The 3,650-nt window shown below is 64.0% G+C and carries 3 protein-coding genes and 1 pseudogene; 1 reads left to right on the top strand and 3 read right to left on the bottom strand.

What is annotated here, in order from left to right; all coding sequences use genetic code 11:
• Positions 1–62 precede the first annotated feature (62 nt).
• The 3 genes and pseudogenes from AC1DY5_RS46950 to AC1DY5_RS46940 all read right to left on the bottom strand — a co-directional run.
• The gene (locus AC1DY5_RS46950) at positions 63–971 is read right to left on the bottom strand and encodes a TniB family NTP-binding protein (RefSeq protein WP_478121223.1); all 909 of its coding nucleotides are present in this window, start codon (positions 969–971) and stop codon (positions 63–65) included.
• A gap of 1 nt (position 972) precedes the next feature.
• The gene (locus AC1DY5_RS46945) at positions 973–2,019 is read right to left on the bottom strand and encodes a transposase (protein ID WP_478121224.1); all 1,047 of its coding nucleotides are present in this window, start codon (positions 2,017–2,019) and stop codon (positions 973–975) included.
• Positions 2,020–2,358: 339 nt separating this feature from the next.
• A pseudogene (locus tag AC1DY5_RS46940) lies at positions 2,359–2,781 on the bottom strand (helix-turn-helix domain-containing protein); the annotation flags it as partial.
• A 259-nt stretch (positions 2,782–3,040) separates the two neighbouring features.
• On the opposite strand from AC1DY5_RS46940, the gene AC1DY5_RS46935 reads away from it, so the two are divergent.
• A complete protein-coding gene (locus tag AC1DY5_RS46935; RefSeq protein ID WP_478121222.1) occupies positions 3,041–3,421 on the top strand; it encodes a zinc-binding dehydrogenase in 381 nt (126 codons plus the stop codon).
• Positions 3,422–3,650 lie beyond the last annotated feature (229 nt).

Here is a 3,650-nt window from a genome sequence, read left to right as displayed (position 1 = left end):
CAATTGGCACTGATGATCCTTTCAATGTGTCAGCTGCCTGGCGGAGGCGGCCTTCGGCTGCGTCACGCATCGGCTTCGTCGGGCTCTTGCTCGACGGAAAGCTTGAAGACCCCTGCCTCGGCCGCCCGATCGAGCAGCCCGGGACTGATGGATTCAGCCTCCTCACGGATTGCCAGCTCGGCCGCCTGAGCCAGCAAGGTTGTGATCCTGCCGGTCAGGCCGCCGCTGAACGCCATCAGTTTCTGGATCATCTCCTTCTCGCCGAAGGGCGATGGCCGATGCAACGGCAAGAGTCGGCCGAAGCTAACAACGAACTCGCGCAGCCCGGCGCTCTCGCGCCATCTGGGCAGCGCCATCGGTTCGAAGCGTGAAGCGATCTGGGGATCCGCCTGCATCGCGTAAAGCGCCTCGCTCGTGCCCAGCGCAATGACCGGCATGCGCAACTCGTTGCTGAGAAATTTGAGTTGGTTCAGGGACTGGCGCTGCTCGCGTACAGTGCCCGCCAACAGATGGTGAACCTCGTCGACGATCATCAGTCGCGGCGGATGCCGATGCAGCAGGCGCAAGCCCAAGATCTCCAGATCGGTGCCGCGGCGTGAGTACGGCGCCTGATGCCCCAGCCCCTGGATGATCTGGGCGTACAGCCTGTCATCGCTGGGCCTGGACGGCATTTGCAGTCGAAGGGCCTTTCTCGCCTCGACCTCGCCATGTTCGTTGCAGATGTCCGGATGATCGCGGACGAACTTGTCGACGATCATCGTCTTGCCGATGTCGCTGTCCCCGYATAGGAGCATGCTGGGCATCCGAGAGCACGGCGGGTGCCGCAACAGGTGTTCCATCCTGGCGAGCGCCTCGTTGCCTCGAGCGTAGGAAACCCATTTGGGCATATACAAGCGGGTGATGCGATGCTCCTGCGCCTCGTCCAGAAAGGACCAGACGCCGGTGTGCAGATGCTCCAGGTTGTGCGCCACGTCAGTCGTCCCAGACCTCGGCCTTCGATGGCTTCACGGGCTGCGAGTAATCCACCGAACCCCCTCGCGAAGCTGTGGTGCCCGTCGTCGCCCGCACCGCATCGTGGCGGCGCTGGACGTGGCGCCGCGCCGCCTTGGTCTTGGCGTTGGCTTGTTCGACCAGTTCGCGTTGCTTGCGCACCGCCTCGAACATCCTGGCTTGAGCCGGCGCATTGTCGCCCTGCCCCCGCAACCCGGCCATGGCGGCGCGTTGTTCCCACAGCGTGATGGGCGGGAGCGTCAGGTCGGCATAAGGGACCGGRATGTAGCTGTCATCAGGGCCCGCCACGTAGATCTTGGACAGGTTGCGCGGGTCATAGCGCACAAGCACCGACTCGCCGGGTCTGACGATCGCCGGCAGCACCGGATCCCAGTAGCGGATGTTGAACAGGTGCAGCCCGTCGCGGCGCAAGGTGCGATGCTCAAAGGGCAGGAAGCTCAGGGCAAACTGCTCCGGCCGGTTCGGCAGCGCGCCAAGGCCTGAGCCGGCCTGGCGCAGCGCATCCTGCCACGCCGAGAGCGGGCTGCGGTGCAACCCCCGGTGAACGCGCCGGTGATAGTGCTCGCAGATCTCGATGGTGAGCCAGCGCTCCAGCTCGGCCATGGTCAGCGCCGACTCTGTTTCAGCGGGATAGGCGCCCTTCTCTGCCGAATTCGATCCCGTCGTTCCGGGCAGCAGGTGGATCCGACCCATGATCGTGCCGATCAGACGTTCGATGTGGCCGCCGTAGTGCGGTGTGGCGATCGGCCGCAGGATCAGGGCAATGCCATGTTCGTCGCACCCGCGGCGCAAGGCCGAGCCCGTGAAGTCGGCGCCGTTGTCGGTGTGAACCGCGCGCGGCAGACCCCAGACAGGCCATGTGCAAGCCAGGGATCGAGATCGAAGCCACGGTTCCTTGGGTAGAACCGCCTGGGCCAAGCACAGGGCCACCGATGTGGACGACGGCGCTTCCAGCGACACGTAGAAGCCCGCCACGACCCGCGTGGCCACATCGATGGCCAGGGTCAACCAGGGCCTTCCGATCGGCAGTCGGTGGGTCTCGTCGACGACGACCGCATCGACGCGCGTATGGTCGATCTGCACGACATCGAGCGCACGGTCGACCCCGTAGGTTCCCGGAACCGGGTCGTACAGGGCCGCYGCTTCCGACGGCTGAAGCCGCGCCTTGGCTACGCGCCGCGCATCCAGTGCGTGCACCCGGGCGAGGATGGCCTTGCGCGATGGTTGCTTCAGTCCTTCGGCCGAGCAGCGCAAGCCGACACGGCGCACAACCTCCTCTTTCCTGGCYCGCACCTTCGTGAGGTAGACGTCTCGAATGACCTCGGCGATCAGTTGCTCGAGCTTCTCGTCGATGCGGTGAGCGCCGGCCGGTGTGCCTCGGGCGTGTGGCAGCAGCGACGATGTCTGCGRACTGGTKCGATACGCGGCCAGCCAGCGAAAGACGGTRCGCCGCGATACGCCGAGTCGCGCGGCCGCGCTTGCAACCTGGTCGCCAAGGTTGGAGGAGWTCACRAGCCCGGCAACGACCGCCTCTCGCCGCCGAGCGCGCTCCCACTGCGCGTCCGTCGCCAGCGCAATGTACGAGAGCGTCGTCCCGGTAGAAGCAGACAGCGACGCTGGGGCACTCARCTCCGACGCCGAGGTTGTTCTCAAGACGCCGTTGGCAAGGTCGCGAACGACGACRCTGCCATCGGGTTCGACACGAACGATCGCCACCAGTCTATCGGCGGCGACCGCAACAACGTCAGGAAGCGCCTGGAAATGACCCATCTCCATCCACTCGCAGGTGAGTGCGAACATGGTGACAGATTGAAGGGGTCAAACGCAAGGTTGTGCCAATTGAAAGGGCCAAAAATCTGCCGGGCCGGGCCGACGCCAAATCGCGGCTGTGAGCAGRCGCTCKCCTTGMAAGCSCCGTGCATCAAGGCTCTCCATGAKCTGGCGCTGACAGAATGAAAGAGCAAGAGTGACAGATTGAAGGGAAACCGACACCACTGTCGACTATCTCAGTCCTGACTGGCGCGCAGAGTTGAGGTCCAAGGCCCCAGACCAAGTTGTCGATGTAGTGGTCGACCCCGTTGGCGGCGACATGTTCGAGCCCGCGTTTCGCTCGCTGGGCAAGGATGGCCGCTATCTTGTGGTCGGCTTTGCCGGGGGGGCCGTACCAAAGCTGCCGGTGAATTTGGCACTGCTCAAGAGCGCAACACTCATTGGTGTTGAGATTCGGCACTTTCTCCATACCCAACCAGAGCGCGCCAGGCGCGTTCGCTCCGCGTTGTACAAGCTAGTGGCAACAGGCGCACTGACGCCGCCGCGGATCGCTTCGTTCGACTTTGACAGCAGCAACGACGCCCTTTCTGCGACGATGTCTCGAGAAAAGCAGGGTAAAGTGGTGGTGCGCGTTTCCTAACAATGCAGCCACAGTTGAGGCGAGGCGCTGCTGCGGTTCGTTGTTGGCGGAGGCTCGGGTCGTAAAATGACGCGGATCAGCATTCGCTATGTGGCTCAGTTTTCGGTCGGCGCCAACACAGCGTGCCTTTCTTCACCCTGGAACGCCGCAAGGTCCTCCACGTCAGCTACGACCTCGACCACTCCCTTGGCGCTCCACGTCAGCTACGACCTCGACCACTCCCTTGGCG

The sequence above is a fragment of the Variovorax sp. P4_D9 genome (assembly GCF_056401695.1).
This window is presented reverse-complemented; position numbering and strand designations above follow the sequence as displayed.